Genomic DNA, 15,841 nt, shown 5'->3' with positions numbered 1-15,841 from the left:
GTACCGGCCCCGTATCGGTAAGTGTGCGGGCCTGAACGTACCGCGCGGCACACCTCCGGCGGGGTGCGGGGCCATATCGCCGCCGGACAAGGCCCTGGCAGGGGCCCGGTCGGCCGACGCGGGACATCGACCCCGGCCTGGGTGTCGACCGCGCGCAGTGTGAGGCCCCGCGAGCCTTCGCGGGCGAGGACCTCGATCGCGCCATCCAGGAGGGCGGTCCTTCGTGCCGGGTTTTGACGCATGGCATTTTCCTTCGAAAGACCGATGGAGATCGCTGGAGATCGCTGGAGATCACTGATACCACTCCATGTGTAGTACTATGCCCTTACCACTTCACCCAGAGTGCATCGGTGACGTCATCAGGAGATCGCATGCGAAAGCTCGTGTACTACATCGCCGTCAGCCTCGACGGATGCATCGCGGACCCCGACGGGTCCGACCCCACCAGCGGGCCGGGCGCCTTCTGGCCCATCGGCGAGGACTATGTGCGGCACATCGCCGCCGAATATCCGGAGACGCTGCCCGGCCCCGCGCGGGACGCGTTCGGGATCAGCGGGGAAGGCACCCACTTCGACACCGTCCTTGAGGGACGCCGGGCATATCAGAACGGCGTGGACGCCGGAATCGACAACGCCTACCCGCACTTGAGGCACCTCGTCTTCTCCCGAACCCTCACCGAGCCGGCGCCCGATCCCGCCATCGAGATCATCTCCACGGACCCCGTGGCCAAGGTGCGCGAGCTCAAGCAGGAGGACGGCAAGGACATCTGGCTGTGCGGGGGCGGCGCTCTGGCCGGGGCGCTCTACTCGGAGATCGACCAACTGATCGTCAAGCTGGCGCCGATGACGGTTGGCTCGGGAACGCCGCTTTTCGGACAGAAGACCCCGTTCGACCCGGCGTTCTTCACCCTGACCGACAGCAAGATCCTGGGGAGCGGCACCATCTTCCTCACGTACGCGAAGAAGCGAGACGTGAAGCCGTGAAGCCGTGAAGCCGCAAGAAGTTCCCGGCGGATCAACCAACCGCGCCGATCCGGTTAGGAGACGCGACAGTTGATCGGGTGTTCCCGCGGATCGACCACGCGCGGACTCCTGGCGGGCTGGGCATCACCGTCGGGCACTTCCCTTCCGGGACGCCGACGCTCTCACGAAGTGGCAGACCAACGCGGAGCATCGCGCAGCGCAAAGGCTCCACCGCCAGGCTCCACCGCGCCCTGGCTGCCGCTCGGCGCAGCGCCGTCACACTCCGCCTGCGGCTCGGGGCCGTAGACGGTGATACATCAGCCCCGCCACGCACAGCACCACAGGGATTCCGACGGCGGGCACGGTCCACCACGCGATGCCGTTCCACACGGCCAAGAGCCCCACCCCGAAGCAGGTGACGGTGGTGGTGATGAGCAGCCGCTTGCCGTACGGCTTCCAGGTGAACGGGTCGTAGCCGCGCGGCCTGACAAGGCGTACCGCGCCGAACACGAACCCCTGAGCCGCGACGAGCCCGGCGAGCATGCCGAGGGCGGCGTTCATCTGGAGTTCGTCACGGGGCGCGTCGGCGCTGTTCTGCCGGACCCCGTCCATGCTGAGCGACATGATGTCGCGGCGCCAGACAGCGGCGGTGACCCGATCGCCGGGCTTCAGCACCTCCAGGAGCGGCCCCGGGTCACCGAAGTCCACGACGCCCCGCCAGGAGTCCTCGTCCTTCAGGGTCGCCTCGTAGGTGGAGGTCTTCCCGGATTTGATGACCGTCTTCACGACGGTGAACTGCCAGGTGCTCACACAGTCGCGCTCAGCCGCCCCCGTCGCACGGGCGGGACACGGCTCGGCCGCCTGATGGTCCCGGTAGCGCTCCCCGTCGGAGGGCAGCCACACGGCGAACGCGAGGTAGCAGAGCACGGCCGGTACCAGGGACAGCAGAATCAACAGCACCCCCACACCCCGCACCCGCCCCGGCCGCCCGCCACCACCCTTGCCCGGCGGTCGGCCCTTGCTGTCAGTGCTCGCTTGCGCTGTTGTCATCGTCTACCCCCACCGCCCCAGCTTCCCTCTTCCGGAGACAGGAACGCACCTGGGTCGCACGGCAATGGTGAGGGGGTGTTCACTTCCGTATCCTGGCAGTCCCGGCACGGAAGAGGGGTCCGTCGCCCCAGGTCAGGAGAGCGCCAAGGGGTGCCCCGGTGCGTAGACGCCCTCCCCCACTCCGATCACCGTGTCCCCGGTGACATAGACGCTGCGCATGACGAGCAGGGCATGGTCGGCGTCCAGACCGAGATCGGCGCGGTCCTGCGGAGTGCTGATTCGGGCGTCCACGACCTTGGAGGCGACCGTCACCGGCTGCCCCGAGCGCTGCTGGTAGAGCGCCTGCCACGACGGATCACACGCTTCCGGCTCATCCACCTCCGGCACGACCTCGGCGACATCGAGGCGAACCCAGGACTGGGACGCCTGCAAGACGACTTCGCCCCGGTTGACCGTTCGTGCGCGGTTCACGCACTCGCCCTCACCCAGAATGCTCGCGACCCACGAGGGCGCCTCCACCCGGATGCTGTGCTTGTGGTGGATCGTCTCGTCAGCCTGGGTGATCCCGTCCAGGATGCGGCGCGTACCGGAGATGAGCGCGCGCCGGTCCATGACGAAGACGCCCTTGCCCTGCTGCGAATGGACGTAGCCCTCCGCCTTGAGCAGTCCGATGGCGCGGTAGACGGCGTTGTCGGACAGGTTGAACTGCTGCATCAGGAAGCGCGTCGGGGGGATTGTCCGGTACGGCTTGACCTTGCAGATGTCAGCTCTAAGCTGCATCTGATCTTGCAGTGGTCCATGTGACCTTGCATCAAGGGGTGGGGTTGCCGGAAGTGGTGCATGCGTGGGAGGTCTTGCCGGGTGTCGGACGACATGAGGATGACAGTGGGTTCCGACAGCTGATGTCAGTGGTTCTGCCATGAGGTGTGTCAGTAGGTGCTGACGTCGTCGGCGTCGGTGAGGCGGAGTCCGTAGCGGACGTCGTCGGCCAGGACGGCGGTGCCGTCGTCGGCGCGGACCAGGAGCCCCGCAGGACTGGAGCGAGCGATGACGCTATGGCGTCAGGTCCTGGGCGCGCTGAACGACCCGCAGGCCACCGGCCGAGAGAAGGTCCTCGCCAAAGGCGCCGCCGAGCTCGCACGCACCCGCAGCGCCGACCCGGCCCCAGACGCGGACGACGTCATCCGTATCGCCATGACCGCGTTCGCGGTGCTGCTTGACCCCAGCACCGCGGCGGCCGCGCTGAATGAGCGACGGCAGCAGGGATGAAGTGACGCGCTGTGGCTACCAGCCAGCCGCCTGAAGTACATGTGTGGCGATGTCCTGAACCGATCGGCGGTCTGTCGGGATACGGACCGTGCCCGGTGGAGCCGCCTCGTCCAGGAGCCGCGCTTTCTGCAGGCTCCGCTCGATGTGCGCGGGTAGCTGGGATCCGATTTCACGTTGGGCGAGCCGCTGCCGCACCGTGGCTTCTTCAGCTGTGAGCAGGACGCAGGTGACTCTGCTTGTCTGGCCGCCCATGGCCCGGCGGATCATCGGCTCTTCCAGGATGCTCACCGTGTTGGTGTAGAGCAGTCGATGATGGCCGAGTGCTGCGTAGTTCGACCAGACGGCGGCGATGTTCCGTTCGGTGATCGCGGTTCGGTGAGGATCACCTGCGGGGGCGGGATGGATCTGGTCCATGTAGTCCCCCTCGATCGAGCAGTGCGCCGTGCTCTTCTCCTGAAGTGCTGACGACGCCTCCCAGGCGACAGTCGTTTTTCCGACTCCGGCACCGCCACCGATGAGCAACAGTTCGTAAGCAGTCATGGCGTGTCAGCCTGGCAGAGTCCGGACCGCCAGATCCAACTGATTTGCGTAACCGCATCCCGACGCCCGAACGACAACCGCCCGACGCCGGGCGGAAGTCGAGGTCGTCGCCCACACGAGTCCCGCCGTGGGCGTCAGGACGTGTGCGCGTGTCGAGCTGGCCAACGCATCGCGGGGCGGAAAGTCACTGACACATCAGCTGTCGGTGCCCACTGACATTCGCATGTCGCCCGACACTAGGGCCTGTCCAGCGGATCATGAACGCAGCCAGAGTCGGATCGAGGCAACGGTGACAGTGCCGTGGAAGATGTAAGCGCATTTGTCGAACCTGGTGGCCACGGCCCGGGAGTTCTTGAGGCCGTTGATCATGCGCTCAACTTCGTTCCTCCTCTTGTAGATCGTCTTGTCGAAGCCGGTGGGCCGGCCGCCCTTGCTACCGCTGCTCTGCCGGTTGGCCCGCTGGTTCCTCGGCTCGGGAATGGTGTGCTTGATCTGGCGTCGCCGCAGGTAGCGGCGGTTGCGTCGGGAGGAGTACGCCTTGTCTCCGCCGAGATGATCCGGCCGGGTGCGGGGGCGCACGCCGTCGAGACGGCCGACCCAGATGCGTTCCATGACGGGGATGAGCTGCGGTGCGTCGCCCCACTGGCCCGGCGTGATCAGCACGGCCAATGGGCGGCGCCCGCCCTCCCCGGCAAGGTGGATCTTGCTCGTCAAGCCGCCCCGGGAGCGTCCCAGTGGCTCGTCGGGGCGGTGCTGCCGGGGCCTGGCTCTTTTCCCGGGACCCGAGGTGGCTTCTTGCGGGCTCCAGCGGAGTGTTGGTGTGCCCGGCAGGAGGCGGAGTCCACGCTCACCATCGACCAGTCGATGCGGCCCTCGGCGTCGGCGTCGGCCAGGACGGTCGCGAAGAGCCTGTCCCAGGTGCCGTCCGCCGACCAGCGTCTGTGCCGCTCGTACACGGTCTTCCACTTGCTGAAACGCGCAGGCAGATCCCTCCACGGCACCCCCGTGCGGTTGCGATACAGGTACCCGTTAATGACCCTGCGGTGGCTTACCCAACGGCCGCCCCGGCAACTGGACTTCGGAAGATGCGGCTTCAGCCGGACCCATTCCGCATTCGTGAGATCTCCCCGCCCCATGAACATGCCAACGATCAAGGGTCGAGTAGGTCACTAGTACCCACCTTTTTGTGGGTACTAGGCGTCGACCGCCGACCGGGTGATCCTGATGGAGGGCGGCCGGACGGCCACCGGATCCGGCCGGGACGGGGGTGATTTGCGATGTGTCAGGGAGCGGAACGGGCGTCGCTGAGCCTCTGCAGGCGCCGATGGCCCCAGTCCGAGACAGGAGCCAGCGCCTCGGACAGTTCCCGTCCGAACTCGGTCAAGGAGTAGAAAGTCTTCAGCGGAAGCGTGTCGTGCACCTGCCGGAGTACCAGACCGTCGGCCTCCATCTCGCGCAGCGCCTGGGTCAGCACCTTCTCACTGAGGCCGGGCAGCCGTCGGCGCAGTTCGCCAGGTCGGTGCGGACCGGATTCCAGCAGCCACAGCAGAGTGGTCTTCCACTTCCCGTCAATCACCGCGATCGCGGCGGTCACTCCGCAGACGTCCAGGTCCTGAGCGCGACTGCGTGTCATTTCCACCCCTTCCACTACAAACTCGAGATACATCCACGGAGTTGAGTCATGCCCGTACACGCTGAACAGTCTGCCGTCACCGTCCTCGGTCTGGGACCGATGGGCCGAGCCCTCGCGGCTGCCTTCCTGAATGCCGGCCTGCGCACCACGGTCTGGAACCGAACACCGGGCCGGGACCGGAAGTTGGTCGCGCAGGGCGCGGTCAGCGCCCGGTCGGCCGAGGAAGCAGTTGCCGCGAGCGTGCTCACAGTTGTCTGCGTGGTGAATTACGACGCGGTGAACACCATTCTGCGGCGCGAGACGGTCACCGAGGCGATCAAGGGGCGCACAGTGGTCAACCTGACCGCGGACACGCCGGACAGGGCCCGGGACACTGCGGCATGGGCATCCGAACACGGCGTTCGCTACCTGGACGGCGCCATCATGACGCCCACCGTGACCATCGGCACTCCGGCCGCGGTGTTCATCCACAGCGGCCCGCAGGACCTCTACCACGAGCACCAGCCCGTCCTGCAGACGTTGGGCGGCACTCATACCCACCTCGGTGAGGACATCGGGCGGGCGGCGGCCTACGACATCGCGCTGCTCGACATCTTCTGGACCGCCATGGCGGGCTACGTCCACGCCTTGGCGGTGGCGCGAGCGGAAGGGATCACCGCGCGAGAGCTCGCCCCGTTCGCCAAGGGGATCGGGGACATCCTCCCGCCCATCTTCGAAGGGCTCGCGGACGACGTGGACAGCGGGATCTTCTCCGGTGAAGGCAACCCTCTCACCTCGGCAGCGTCGTCCATGGCCCACATCGTTCACACTTCAGAAGCCCACGGCATCGAAGCCGGCGTGATGCGCGTGGCAGAAGGCCTGGCCCGCCGAGCCATCGGACGCGGCCACGGCGCAGACGGGTTCACACGGGTCACCGAACTGCTCGGGCGTCGCTCGTGACCTGATTCAAGATGAGGCCACCAGCGAGCGCAGACGGTTCTCCTCGACGGTCCTGCCGCCGTGGTGTCGGAAGTCCCGATGATCGCCGAGGTGTGCTGCCGCTGCTCCACATGCACGGCCTGTCCTCCGGTGACTTCGTACCCGCGCTGGAGCAGTTCCTCGGCTTGGCGACGCCGGGCTGTCCCCGGCCACAGTCACCCGGCTGACCGCCCAGTGGCCACGCGGCGTTCCAGGACCGCGACCTGTTCGGCACCGACTACGTCTACGACCTCCGGTCCCTCGACCCCGAAGCGTGATCCGCCGGACAGCCCCTAAGCTGCATCTGATCTCGCAGTGGTCCATGTGACCTTGCATCAAGGGGTGGGGTTGCCGGAAGTGGTGCATGCGTTGGAGGTCTTGCTGGGTGGATCTGCTGGTCCGAGCGGGGGCTGCTCCAGCCCGTCGACGAGCTCGATGTGACCCCCGTCCCCCGCTTGGCCGAGCTGAGCATGACCGCCATGCGCAGGGACGCTACGGGGAGAGCCACCGGGCACATCCGCTCGGCGGGGGCCAGGTCGCTTTCGCCGTGGCATGGCACGTCTCTGGCGTACAAAAAGATTCTTGACGCACAATCCCGGGTGAATATCGAAGTGCCCCAGCCATGATCGGCGAGACGCCACCGGAAGTGGGAGCCTCGGTTCTCGACATCGTCGTGGGCAGACTGGCCGAGTACCGCGAACCGGTCGCCGGGCTGTGGCGGCTGCGGTCCTATCTGGGTGCGGACCAGTGGGAAGCGCGCCCCGAGGACGTACGGCGGGCGGAAGAAGTCCACGCGCCCGGCGGCGCCGCCACCCCCACCGCAGGCCAGGAGTGCGAAGAGTGCGACGCCTGGCGGTGGGCCGAGCAACACGCCTTAGACGAGGGCGAATTGAGCGAGGCCGTCGACTGCCGCGTATACCTCGGACGGCACTATTACGCGGCGCACGGCGCCTCAACTACGGCGCGCCCGGGCTAAACAAGCCCGTCCGGCGATTGAGGACACAACACGCAGCCCGCCCGGCGCTTGAGGACACAACCCGCAGCCCGCCCGGCGACCGAGGACGAAACCGGCCACCGGACGGACCCGCTTTCGTGCGTCCGGGTTCAGTCGGCCGTGCCCGGCTTCGTGCCCCAGATGTACAGCGCGTCGTCGACGGCCAGCAGGTCCCACAGGGCCGCCGCGTCCGCGAGGCGGAGGTTTACGCAGCCCGCCGAGCCGCCGCCGTCGAACAGGTCGTCGGGGCGGCCGTGCAGGGCCTGGCCGCCGTTGAAGAACTGGGAGTACGGCATGGGCGCGTCGTCGTAGATCGTGGAGACGTGGTCGATGTCCCGCCAGTAGATGGCCTGCCAACCGGTCCGGGTCTCCTCGTTGTCGCGGCCCGTGCGGATCGGTACAGGGTCGAAGACGACCTTCTTGTCGACCTGGACCCACAGGAGTTGACGTTCGAGGTCGACGCAGGTGACCCGGTAGGAGCGCCGGGGGCAGACACCGGCGGCGTTGGGGTTGGCGCGGGCCTTGACGGCCGTCATCGTGCGGTACGTGACGAGGTTGGCGTAGCCGTCGGCGGGGGTGATCGACTCGGACCGCTGGAAGGTACGGATCGCCGCGCAGTCCTCGGGGGACTGAACACCGTCCACGGTCCGTTTCAGGTACTCCTCCATGGGCCGCTGGTAGGGGCCGGTGGAGGTGGTGCACGTCTCGGCCGCCGGCGGTCCGGGCGTGGCCGTCGCCGTACCGGGCAACGCCGCCACCAGTCCCGCGCTCGCCAGAGCAAGCACCGCGATCCGCCTCATGCCGGCCTCCTCGTCGCATCCCGTCCGTGACCCCACAGCTATCAAGCGTGGCCCGTTCCCGCCCCCGGAGTGCGCCGAACCGGTGAGGCCAGAGCCTCACCGGTTCGGTAGAAGGGTTACTTGCCCTTGCCGGGCTCCCCCCGCTTGTTCGCGATCTTGACCGTCACCGTCTCACCGGCGTTCTGCTCGGTGATCACGTACGGGCCCTTCACCGGGTTCGCCGGCAGGACGTAACCCTCGGGTACGGCCGTTTCCCGCAGGTAGTAGCTCCCGAGCGGCAGGTCGTCGAAGACGCACAGCCCGGCGCGGTCCGTCGAGCAGCCCGGCCCGGTGCGGCTGTCCGGCGGTACGGTGCCGGTCGGGCGGGTCTGGAGACCCGTGATCCCGTTGGACTCGCGCCACAGCTCGAAGACGGCCCCGGCGAGCGGCTTTCCGTTCTTCGCGTCGGTCTTGGCGACCTTGATGGTCGAGTCCTTCTGCGGCACCGGCGATTTGGTGTTCTGGGCGGTGACGGCGACACCGGCGGTGGCGTTCTCGTCGGTGAGCACCAGCGGGCCGAACACCGAGGGTGCGGGCAGCTCGTACCCGGCCGGTGCGGCTGTCTCGCGCCAGTAGTACGTGCCGGTTTCGACGGTCTTGGCGCACTCACCGTTGGCGCCGGTGGTGCAGGAGGCGCCGACCTGGGTGTCCGGGACCGTACCGGTGGTCTGGAGGCCGGCCACGCCGTTGGTCTCCTCCCACAGCTCGAACACGGCACCCGGCAGAACCTCACCGCTCTCCGCGTCCTTCTTGACGACCTTCACCGAACCCGTGACGGGGGTCTCCTGGTTCTCGACGGTGATGGTGACGCCGGCCGGGACCTGCTCGGGCGTCAGCGTCACCGGCCCGTAGACCGTCTGCGGAGGCAGCTCGTAGCCAGGCGGCGCGGCCGTCTCCAGCCAGTAGTACATACCGAGGTTCACCGTCTTCGAGCACTCACCGTTGGCGCCGGTGGTGCAGGAGGCACCGACCTGGGTGTCCGGGGCCGTACCGGTGGTCTGGAGGCCGGCCACGCCGTTGGTCTCCTCCCACAGCTCGAACACGGCACCCGGCAGAACCTCACCGCTCTCCGCGTCCTTCTTGACGACCTTCACCGAACCCGTGACGGGGGTCTCCTGGTTCTCGACGGTGATGGTGACGCCGGCCGGGACCTGCTCGGGCGTCAGCGTCACCGGCCCGTAGACCGTCTGCGGAGGCAGCTCGTAGCCAGGCGGCGCGGCCGTCTCCAGCCAGTAGTACATACCGAGGTTCACCGTCTTCGAGCACTCACCGTTGGCGCCGGTGGTGCAGGAGGCGCCGACCTGGGTGTCCGGGACCGCACCCGTGGTCTGGAGGCCGGCCACGCCGTTGGTCTCCTCCCACAGCTCGAACACGGCACCCGGCAGAACCTCACCGCTCTCCGCGTCCTTCTTGACCACCGTCACCGGGGCCTGGACCACCGGGGCCGCGCAGTCCGGCAGATCGCCGTCGAACGGATAGGAGTGGAACTCCTGGCCGCCGCCCCCGCTCGCCGCGCTGGTGTGGGTGAGCGAACCGGTCGTGAAGAAGCGGCCGTTGACACCCGGCAGGGTGATCGTGGCCTCAGAGGCCGGGTTGCCGATCAGGACGCTGCCCTGGAACTGACCGGTGCCGGCCAGGTTCACCGTCGTGGCGTCCGGGAAGTTCCACAGCAGGCGCGGGCGGAGCTGGTTCAGCGGGTCGGTGTCCGCGATGCCGCCGCTGTACGTGCTGAGCGTGCGGGTGGTCCCGAGGACGTTGACCAGGACCGTGGCGCCCGCGGGAATGTTCCGGAAGACGAGGCCCTGCTGGGCGCCGGTGCTCGTGGTCATGTCGAAGTCGACGTTGAAGACCTGGAGCGCCGAGGTGTTGTCGCCGGTGAAGAGGGTCTGGCCGCCCTGGTTGACGGCGGTGCCGGTGGCGGGCCGCGGTCCGGTGTCGTTGCGCGCGTAGCACTGGCTCGCCGTGGTGAGCTCGCCGCGCAGCGCGCTGTACGGCGCGGCGGCGTCCGGGTCGGCGACGACCGTGCCGGCGATGGTGCCGGTGGCGGTCCCCGCGTGCCGGACGACTCCGCCCTCGGCGAGCAGGCGCTGGCCGGCGGCCACGGAGACGTTGCCGCCCGTGGTGAGGAAGTCCGCGCCGTTCGGCGGGGGGACCCGTGAGCCGACGCCCACGATGCCGACGTTGTAGACCGCGCTGCCCCCGGACCCCTTGTTCTGGTCGAAGTCGCCCAGGACGACGATGCGGCCCTCGGCCTCGGCGGCGCGCCCGCGGACGCGGTAGTCGCCGCCCGCGAAGATGTTGATGCCGTTGTCGCGGCCCGCGATCGGGCCGTTGCCGACCGGCGGGTACGGGTCGGGGCAGTCACCTGGGACGCAGGGGCCGAGACCGCCGGGGAGGGGGGCCGCGACGGCCGGGGTCACGGTGGCGCCGAGGGCGATCACGGGGACCGAGGCGGCGGCGACCACGTAGGCGAGTCCGGTGGCCCACGCACGGGTGTGGTTACGGGGACGGACGGGTTTGCGGGTACGTCTGGCGGGGTCCCTGCCGGACAGCAGGCTGAGGAGTCTCATACGTCGCGTTGTCGCACGTCGGCGAGGGGTGAGCGGTACGGGACACCCACTCCGGGCCGTTTGCAGTACGACAAGCCACCCGACCGGGTCGGCTGCGGTCCTTCCCGGAGCGGGCGGAAGACCCGCCGGACGGACCCTAGGGCGTGTCGTTTCCCGACGGCCCCAAGGGGAACGCGTCCGCGCCCAGTTCGTCCAGTACGTGCGGGGCCGGGCGCGGTGGTGTGGGCATGACGGCCGCCTCGGAGTGGCCGCCGCAGCCGTACGCCAGGGACACCACATGTCCGTCCGCCGGCGAGAACTCGTTCGCGCAGACCCCGAAGGCCTGCCGCAGCGAGCCGGCCAGCGGCAGGAGGAAGCCGCAGGACACGCAGGGTGCGGGCGCCGCCTGGGCCATGGGGGTCTTCGCGCCGTACGCCTCGTCCCAGCGGTCGGCCGCGATGTGCAGCCCGTACCGGGACAGCACTCTGGCCCGGCGCATGCCCAGTTCCTCGGCGACCGCCGCGATCGTGCCGCGGACGCTGACCGGCACGGCTCCGCCGGCGCCGCCGTCGCGGTCCGTCTCCGCGATGCTTTCGATGTCCTCCGCCTCGACCAGGTCCGCCAGTGCCTGCGGGGTCACGGCGTCCGTCACGGCGTCCGTCACGGCGGAGTTCGGCGGGGGCGCGTCCTCGCCGCTGTAGCCGGGCTCCAGGCGCAGATCCTCCGCCTCGGTCGGCAGCAGATCGCCGGGACCCATGTCGCCGGGGCGAAGCCGGTCGCTCCACGGCACCCATTCGGGCGGCTGGAGGGAGTCGGGGCCGGGCAGCAGCACCGTTTCGTCAAGGGTGACGAACTTGGAGCGGGACGCGCGGGCGACGGTCACCGCCCAGCGCCAGCCGCGGTAGGCCATGTCCTTGCATTCGAACAGATGTGTGACGACGCGGTCACCTTCGGACACCGCCGACACATGCTCGCCGACGACACCGGGCGCGGCAGCCTCCTCGGCTGCCGCCCTCGCGAGGTCTACCGCCTCGGCACACAGACGGTCGGGGGTTCGGCTTCGAGTCGTCGCAGCACTCACAGGTCTCGCTTCTCTCCTACGCCGTTTCACGGGTGCGCCGGCCGATTCACGATGCACGGGCCGAGGGCGGAGCGGACCAGAGGGCCGCATCGACGTCCACGCCCGACGTCTCTCGGGCACACCTACCGTCAACCATTCTGCGGGATGACGAAGAGGCGCGCGGCCGAGAACATCCGCCGGTGGCGCGCTACGCACGCTACCCCCTCCACCGCCCGGCGCCCACCTGTGCGCCCCCTTTCCCGTAGTTCGGGCAGCCCGCAGGGGGTGCGACGGCGCGACAAAGGGGCGGGAACCGGCGGTGGAGAGGGCGTCGGAGCGGCCGTGAAATCTCGGCAAAGTAATGAGAAGAACAGCTGAAGTCAGCGCGTCAGAGACGTCGGGGGCGTTCCCCCGCCCGAAGTGGGGGCAGTATGACGGGGTGGCAGCCGTCAGGTCGTCCGAAGAGTCCGGACCGTTCCGCAGGGCGGCCCGGAAGGTCGGACGCGCCCTGCACCTGCCGTTCACCAGCACCGCCAGGGGGATCCGCCGGGCCACGCACGCGCAGGGCGCGGGCGAGTCCGGCCTCGGCAGACTGATCGAGCTGCACGCCGTGAACGGCGCGGGTGACGTCATGATCACCGTCGCCCTCGCGTCGACGGTCTTCTTCTCCGTACCGACCGACGAGGCCCGTGGCCGCGTCGCGCTCTACCTCGCCGTCACCATGGCCCCCTTCACGCTCCTGGCCCCGGTGATCGGCCCCCTCCTCGACCGCCTGCCGCACGGCCGCCGGGCCGCGATGGCCGGCGCCATGCTGACCAGGGCGCTGCTCGCGCTGACCATGTCGGGCGCGGTGGCGACGGGCGGCCTTGAGCTGTATCCGGCCGCGCTGGGCGTGCTCGTGGCGTCGAAGGCGTACGGGGTCGTCCGCAGCGCCGTCGTGCCGCGGCTGCTGCCACCACGCTTCTCGCTGGTCCGGGCCAACTCCCGGGTGACGCTCGCGGGGCTGCTCGCGACGGGTGCGGCGGCCCCGATCGGGGCCGGCCTCCAGCAGATCGGGCCGCAATGGCCCCTGTACGGCGCGTTCCTGATCTTCGTCGCGGGCACGTTCCTGGCGTTCACGATGCCACCGAAGGTGGACTCCGCGAAGGGCGAGCGCAAGGCGCGGCTGGTGACGCGGGCCGGCGAGAAGCGGCCGAGTCTGCGAACGGTCGCCCCGTCCGTCTTCCACGGCCTCCAGGCGAACGCGGCGCACCGCGCGCTCTCCGGCTTCCTGATCTTCTTCCTGGCGTTCCTGCTGCGTCAGCATCCGATGGCGGGGCAGAGCGCCGCCGTCTCGCTGGCCATCGTGGGGGTCGCCGCCGGCGCGGGCAACGCGATCGGTACGGCGGTGGGCGCCTGGCTCAAGGCCCGCGCACCCGAGTTGATCATCGCGACGGTGCTGGGGCTGGCGCTCACGGCGGCGATCCTGGCCGCGGTGTTCTTCGGCGGCCTGATGACAGCGGTGCTCGGCGCGGTGGCCGGTTTCACGATGGCCCTGTCGAAGCTGTCGCTGGACGCGGTGATCCAGCGGGACGTCCCGGAGGAGGTCCGTACGTCCGCCTTCGCACGCGCCGAGACGCTGCTCCAGATGTCCTGGGTGGTGGGGGGCGCGATCGGGATCGCGCTGCCGCTCAACGGCGTGCTCGGCATGTCGGTGGCCGCCGCTCTGGTGGCGACCGGAGCGCTCTTCTCCGTACGGGGGCTGCTCGGCGCGGCCAGGCACGGCGCGCCGCACCCGCGCGTCGCCTGAGCGCGGCCGGGCGATAGCCTTCCGCCCATGACCGTTGCGTTTATCTCTGCCAGGGCCCGCCGGACCGGTGTCGCGCTCGGCGCCGTGTCCGCGGGCCTGCTCGCCCTCTCGGCCTGCGACAAGCCGACACCGATCGCGACGGTGACGGTCGGGACGGATTCCGTGCACTCCGAGGCGGCCTGCTACGACGACGGCAAGCCGCTGAAGGAGTCCGTGGCCACGAAGTGCCTCGCGGACACGGCCGGGGCCAAGGTGATCACGGTCGCACCCGACGATCTGATCCACTTCGGTGTCGACCCGGCGATCGCGGACAACGAGTGGTCGTTCTTCATCGGCGACGAGGCGGTGGAGCTGACGGCGTCCACGGACACCTACCGCACCTTCCCGGGCTCCTCGTTCTTCCCCGAGCGGCCCGGCTCGGAGGCGGTCAAGTCCGTGAATCTGGCCATCGTGGAGACGGCCAGGAAGCCGGGCAAGGACCTTCAGGAGCGGTCGAAGATCGGGGTCTGGCACTTCGAGTTGAAGAAGAAGTCCTGAAGTCCTGCAAGTCCTGCAAGTCCTGACGCTGGCGGTGCCATCGGTATCGCCGGGCTTCCCGGCGTTGGACTTCCCGGCGAGGGAGGGGCGTTCGTGCGTGTACTGGTCGTGACGGCCGTGCCGGCCGAGGCCGACGCGGTCTCCGGCGGACTGGGTGAGGCCACGGCCACGCGGCAGGGCCTGCCGGGCGGTTACGTCCTGGCCCGCCACCCGCGTGCCGATGTGCTGGCCGCCGGGGTCGGCCCCGCCGCCGCGGCTGCCGGTACGGCGACGGCGCTCGCCTCAGCCGCCATCTCCGCCACCCCCTCCCCCTCCCCGTACGACCTGGTCGTCTCCGCCGGCATCGGCGGCGGGTTCCAACCGCTCGCCCCCGTCGGCTCGTTGGTGGTGGCCGACGCGATCGTCGCCGCCGACCTGGGCGCCGAGACGCCCGGCGGTTTCCTCCCGGTGGACGAGCTGGGCTTCGGCCGCACCCGCCACCACCCGCCCCCGGAGCTGGCCGCCCGGATCGCCCGCCTGCTGGACGCCGTCCACGCGCCGGTCCTGACCGTCTCCACCGTGACCGGATCGGCGTCCCGTACAGGCGAACTGACCGCGCGTCATCCGCGCGCCGCCGCCGAGGCCATGGAGGGTTTCGGGGTGGCGGAGGCCGCCGCGGCGTACGCCCTGCCGGTGATCGAGATCCGCGCGGTCTCCAACGCCGTTGGCCCGCGCGACCGTTCGGCCTGGCGCATCGGCCCGGCGCTGGACGCGCTGCGGTACGCCTTCCAGCAACTCAGCCCCGTCTTCGAGGAGTCGCCATGAGGCACGCCGCCTCCCCGCCCCTGCGCATCGCGTACTCGCCCTGCCCGAACGACACGTTCGTCTTCGACGCGTGGGCGCACGGCCGGGTGCCCGGGGCGCCCGAGCTGGACGTGACGTTCGCGGACATCGACATCACCAACGGCATGGCGGAGCGCGGCGAGTTGGACGTGCTGAAGGTGTCGTACGCCGTCCTGCCGTGGGTCCTCGACGAGTACACGCTGCTGCCCTGCGGCGGCGCGCTCGGCCGCGGCAACGGTCCGCTGGTCCTGACCCGCGAGCCGGCCGCCGACCTGACCGGCCGGACCGTCGCCGTACCCTCCGAACGGTCCACCGCCTACCTGCTGTTCAGGCTGTGGGCGGCGGAGGTCGTGCCGGGCGGGGTGGGCCGGATCGTGGTCATGCCCTTCCACGAGATCATGCCCGCGGTGCGCGACGGCGAGGTCGACGCGGGGCTCGTCATCCACGAGGCGCGCTTCACCTACCAGGACTACGGGCTGCACCGCCTCGCCGACATGGGCGAGCACTGGGAGTCCACGACGGGCCTGCCGATCCCGCTGGGCGCGATCATCGCGAAGCGGAATCTGGGCGCGGAGACGCTCCAGCTGCTGGCGGACTCGGCGCGTACGTCGGTCCGGATGGCGTGGGACGACCCGGCGGCGTCGCGCCCGTACGTCCGCGCCCACGCGCAGGAGATGGACCCGGCGGTCGCGGACCAGCACATCGGCCTGTACGTCAACGAGTTCACCGCCGACCTGGGCCCGGACGGCTACGCGGCGGTCCGCGGCCTCCTCACCCGCGCGGCGGCGGAGGGCCTGGTGCCCCCGCTCTCCCCGGACGCGCTGGCCTTCGGCTGACCGT

At 69.8% G+C, this 15,841-nt stretch carries 16 protein-coding genes and 2 pseudogenes; 10 read left to right on the top strand and 8 right to left on the bottom strand.

The genetic code is table 11. The features are described 5' to 3' along the window. Window positions 1-371 precede the first annotated feature (371 nt). Window positions 372-983: a dihydrofolate reductase family protein gene (locus tag OG700_RS22490; protein ID WP_405616298.1), complete on the top strand. Its 612-nt coding sequence runs from the start codon at window positions 372-374 to the stop codon at window positions 981-983. A gap of 89 nt (window positions 984-1,072) precedes the next feature. After that, a pseudogene (locus tag OG700_RS22485) lies at window positions 1,073-1,197 on the top strand (antibiotic biosynthesis monooxygenase); the annotation flags it as partial. 41 nt (window positions 1,198-1,238) lie between these two features. On the opposite strand, the gene OG700_RS22480 reads toward OG700_RS22485, so the two are convergent. Together OG700_RS22480 and OG700_RS22475 are read right to left on the bottom strand one after the other, a co-directional pair. Next, the gene (locus tag OG700_RS22480) at window positions 1,239-2,012 is read right to left on the bottom strand and encodes a hypothetical protein (RefSeq protein ID WP_405616296.1); all 774 of its coding nucleotides are present in this window, start codon (window positions 2,010-2,012) and stop codon (window positions 1,239-1,241) included. A 132-nt stretch (window positions 2,013-2,144) separates the two neighbouring features. After that, complete coding sequence (locus OG700_RS22475; RefSeq protein WP_405616294.1) at window positions 2,145-2,792, bottom strand: GntR family transcriptional regulator; 648 nt, start codon at window positions 2,790-2,792, stop codon at window positions 2,145-2,147. A 267-nt stretch (window positions 2,793-3,059) separates the two neighbouring features. Between OG700_RS22475 and OG700_RS22470 the strand changes: the two genes are divergently transcribed. Beyond that, the gene (locus tag OG700_RS22470; RefSeq protein ID WP_405616292.1) at window positions 3,060-3,281 is read left to right on the top strand and encodes a hypothetical protein; all 222 of its coding nucleotides are present in this window, start codon (window positions 3,060-3,062) and stop codon (window positions 3,279-3,281) included. A 15-nt stretch (window positions 3,282-3,296) separates the two neighbouring features. Here the strand turns inward: OG700_RS22470 and OG700_RS22465 are convergent, their stop codons facing one another. The 3 genes from OG700_RS22465 to OG700_RS22455 form a co-directional block, all read right to left on the bottom strand. Further along, window positions 3,297-3,821: a hypothetical protein gene (locus OG700_RS22465; RefSeq protein WP_405616290.1), complete on the bottom strand. Its 525-nt coding sequence runs from the start codon at window positions 3,819-3,821 to the stop codon at window positions 3,297-3,299. 255 nt (window positions 3,822-4,076) lie between these two features. Continuing rightward, window positions 4,077-4,957, bottom strand: a protein-coding gene (locus OG700_RS22460; protein ID WP_405621888.1) for an IS5 family transposase whose coding sequence is annotated in 2 segments (ribosomal slippage) — window positions 4,077-4,597 and window positions 4,597-4,957 — 882 coding nt in all. Because the reading frame shifts where the segments join, the coding sequence is not laid out codon by codon here. 146 nt (window positions 4,958-5,103) lie between these two features. Continuing rightward, entirely contained in the window at window positions 5,104-5,454 is a 351-nt protein-coding gene (locus tag OG700_RS22455) for a helix-turn-helix domain-containing protein (protein WP_018961916.1), read from the bottom strand. Between the two features lie 48 nt (window positions 5,455-5,502). On the opposite strand from OG700_RS22455, the gene OG700_RS22450 reads away from it, so the two are divergent. The 3 genes and pseudogenes from OG700_RS22450 (at window position 5,503) to OG700_RS22440 (ending at window position 7,387) form a co-directional block, all read left to right on the top strand. After that, window positions 5,503-6,393, top strand: coding sequence for an NAD(P)-dependent oxidoreductase (locus tag OG700_RS22450; RefSeq protein WP_405616288.1), 891 nt, complete (start codon window positions 5,503-5,505; stop codon window positions 6,391-6,393). A 10-nt stretch (window positions 6,394-6,403) separates the two neighbouring features. Continuing rightward, window positions 6,404-6,659: pseudogene (locus OG700_RS22445) on the top strand (IS256 family transposase); the annotation flags it as partial. A gap of 374 nt (window positions 6,660-7,033) precedes the next feature. Next, window positions 7,034-7,387 (top strand): hypothetical protein, encoded by a 354-nt coding sequence (locus tag OG700_RS22440; RefSeq protein ID WP_405616286.1) that lies wholly within the window; start codon window positions 7,034-7,036, stop codon window positions 7,385-7,387. Window positions 7,388-7,515: 128 nt separating this feature from the next. Here the strand turns inward: OG700_RS22440 and OG700_RS22435 are convergent, their stop codons facing one another. The 3 genes from OG700_RS22435 to OG700_RS22425 form a co-directional block, all read right to left on the bottom strand. Beyond that, window positions 7,516-8,205: a L,D-transpeptidase gene (locus tag OG700_RS22435; RefSeq protein WP_405616284.1), complete on the bottom strand. Its 690-nt coding sequence runs from the start codon at window positions 8,203-8,205 to the stop codon at window positions 7,516-7,518. A 116-nt stretch (window positions 8,206-8,321) separates the two neighbouring features. Further along, on the bottom strand, window positions 8,322-10,814 hold the full coding sequence (locus OG700_RS22430; protein ID WP_405616283.1) for a SpaA isopeptide-forming pilin-related protein: 2,493 nt from the start codon (window positions 10,812-10,814) through the stop codon (window positions 8,322-8,324). A gap of 136 nt (window positions 10,815-10,950) precedes the next feature. After that, complete coding sequence (locus OG700_RS22425; protein ID WP_405616281.1) at window positions 10,951-11,874, bottom strand: DUF3027 domain-containing protein; 924 nt, start codon at window positions 11,872-11,874, stop codon at window positions 10,951-10,953. A gap of 418 nt (window positions 11,875-12,292) precedes the next feature. Here OG700_RS22425 and OG700_RS22420 point away from each other — a divergent pair, with 418 nt between their 5' ends. From OG700_RS22420 to OG700_RS22405, 4 genes are all read left to right on the top strand, one after another. Next, window positions 12,293-13,642 (top strand): MFS transporter, encoded by a 1,350-nt coding sequence (locus OG700_RS22420; RefSeq protein ID WP_405616279.1) that lies wholly within the window; start codon window positions 12,293-12,295, stop codon window positions 13,640-13,642. 27 nt (window positions 13,643-13,669) lie between these two features. Beyond that, window positions 13,670-14,179 carry a DUF2771 domain-containing protein gene (locus OG700_RS22415; RefSeq protein WP_405616277.1) on the top strand — a complete coding sequence of 170 codons (510 nt, stop codon included), beginning with the start codon at window positions 13,670-13,672 and terminating at the stop codon, window positions 14,177-14,179. Between the two features lie 93 nt (window positions 14,180-14,272). Further along, the gene (locus OG700_RS22410) at window positions 14,273-14,983 is read left to right on the top strand and encodes a futalosine hydrolase (RefSeq protein ID WP_405616275.1); all 711 of its coding nucleotides are present in this window, start codon (window positions 14,273-14,275) and stop codon (window positions 14,981-14,983) included. Further along, entirely contained in the window at window positions 14,980-15,837 is an 858-nt protein-coding gene (locus OG700_RS22405) for a 1,4-dihydroxy-6-naphthoate synthase (protein WP_405616273.1), read from the top strand. The genes OG700_RS22410 and OG700_RS22405 overlap by 4 nt, the downstream gene beginning before the upstream one ends. Window positions 15,838-15,841: the final 4 nt, after the last annotated feature.

Origin of the sequence: Streptomyces sp. NBC_01508 (genome assembly GCF_045040315.1) — a bacterium.
Lineage (GTDB): Bacteria > Actinomycetota > Actinomycetes > Streptomycetales > Streptomycetaceae > Streptomyces.
The sequence above is the reverse complement of the archived record's forward strand: the minus strand, read 5'-3'. Positions and strand labels throughout refer to the sequence as shown.

What these genes read in the sequence shown, in the direction of transcription:
- OG700_RS22490 (WP_405616298.1), top strand. Translation starts at nt 372, where the DNA reads ATGCGAAAGCTCGTGTACTACATCGCCGTCAGCCTCGACGGATGCATC.
- OG700_RS22480 (WP_405616296.1), bottom strand. Translation starts at nt 2,012, where the DNA reads ATGACAACAGCGCAAGCGAGCACTGACAGCAAGGGCCGACCGCCGGGC.
- OG700_RS22475 (WP_405616294.1), bottom strand. Translation starts at nt 2,792, where the DNA reads ATGCAGCTTAGAGCTGACATCTGCAAGGTCAAGCCGTACCGGACAATC.
- OG700_RS22470 (WP_405616292.1), top strand. Translation starts at nt 3,060, where the DNA reads ATGACGCTATGGCGTCAGGTCCTGGGCGCGCTGAACGACCCGCAGGCC.
- OG700_RS22465 (WP_405616290.1), bottom strand. Translation starts at nt 3,821, where the DNA reads ATGACTGCTTACGAACTGTTGCTCATCGGTGGCGGTGCCGGAGTCGGA.
- OG700_RS22455 (WP_018961916.1), bottom strand. Translation starts at nt 5,454, where the DNA reads ATGACACGCAGTCGCGCTCAGGACCTGGACGTCTGCGGAGTGACCGCC.
- OG700_RS22450 (WP_405616288.1), top strand. Translation starts at nt 5,503, where the DNA reads ATGCCCGTACACGCTGAACAGTCTGCCGTCACCGTCCTCGGTCTGGGA.
- OG700_RS22440 (WP_405616286.1), top strand. Translation starts at nt 7,034, where the DNA reads ATGATCGGCGAGACGCCACCGGAAGTGGGAGCCTCGGTTCTCGACATC.
- OG700_RS22435 (WP_405616284.1), bottom strand. Translation starts at nt 8,205, where the DNA reads ATGAGGCGGATCGCGGTGCTTGCTCTGGCGAGCGCGGGACTGGTGGCG.
- OG700_RS22430 (WP_405616283.1), bottom strand. Translation starts at nt 10,814, where the DNA reads ATGAGACTCCTCAGCCTGCTGTCCGGCAGGGACCCCGCCAGACGTACC.
- OG700_RS22415 (WP_405616277.1), top strand. Translation starts at nt 13,670, where the DNA reads ATGACCGTTGCGTTTATCTCTGCCAGGGCCCGCCGGACCGGTGTCGCG.
- OG700_RS22405 (WP_405616273.1), top strand. Translation starts at nt 14,980, where the DNA reads ATGAGGCACGCCGCCTCCCCGCCCCTGCGCATCGCGTACTCGCCCTGC.